Origin of the sequence: Pseudomonas sp. 44 R 15 (genome assembly GCF_900004965.1) — a bacterium.
GTDB lineage: Bacteria > Pseudomonadota > Gammaproteobacteria > Pseudomonadales > Pseudomonadaceae > Aquipseudomonas > Aquipseudomonas orientalis_A.
Genome location: NZ_CVTU01000011.1, coordinates 1 through 831, shown reverse-complemented (window position 1 = coordinate 831; position 831 = coordinate 1). Strand labels below are relative to the sequence as shown.

Sequence of the window (831 nt, the reverse complement as noted above, 5' to 3'; positions counted from 1 at the left end):
CGACATTGAACAACCCCGCGCAGACGCCGGTGAGCGTTACCTTGAGCAATGGCTCGGTGATTACCATCAAGGCGGGTGAGTCCACAGGTACTGTGGTTGTCGATACCCCGGCCAATGACGTCTACGTTAACGGTTCGACCGTCAGCACCACTATTACCGGCGCAACCGGCGGCAACTTTGAAAACCTGGTGCCGAGCACGACGCCTGCGGTTACTACCATTACTGATGTGGTCGATACCACCACTGTCACGCTGACGGCCGGTTCGACCGTGACCGAAGGCGGTCAGATCACTTACACCGCGACCCTGACCAACCCGGCGCAAACCCCGGTGAACGTCACCTTGAGCAATGGCTCGGTGATTACCATCAAGGCGGGTGAGTCGGTTGGTACAGTGGTCGTGGATACCCCGGCTAACGACGTCTACGTTAACGGTTCGACCGTCACCACCACCATTACCGGTGCAACCGGCGGCAATTTTGAAAACCTGGTGCCGAGCACCACGCCTGCGGTCACCACTATTACTGATGTGGTCGATACCACCACTGTTACGCTGACGGCCGGTTCGACCGTGACCGAAGGTGGTCAGATCACCTACACCGCGACCCTGACCAACCCGGCACAAACCCCGGTGAGCGTCACCTTGAGCAATGGCTCGGTGATTACCATCAAGGCGGGTGAGTCGACAGGTACGGTCGTGGTCGACACACCGCCGAACGATGTCTACGTTAATGGCAGCACCGTCAGCACCACTATTACAGGCGCAACCGGCGGCAACTTTGAAAACCTGGTGCCGAGCACCACGCCTGCGGTCACCACGATTACTGATGTGG

General features: G+C 58.6%; 1 protein-coding gene. It reads left to right on the top strand.

Going from position 1 to position 831, the window contains the following annotated elements:
* A partial coding sequence (locus BFP93_RS00350) for an immunoglobulin-like domain-containing protein (RefSeq protein WP_141687917.1) occupies positions 1 to 831 on the top strand: 831 nt, incomplete at both ends.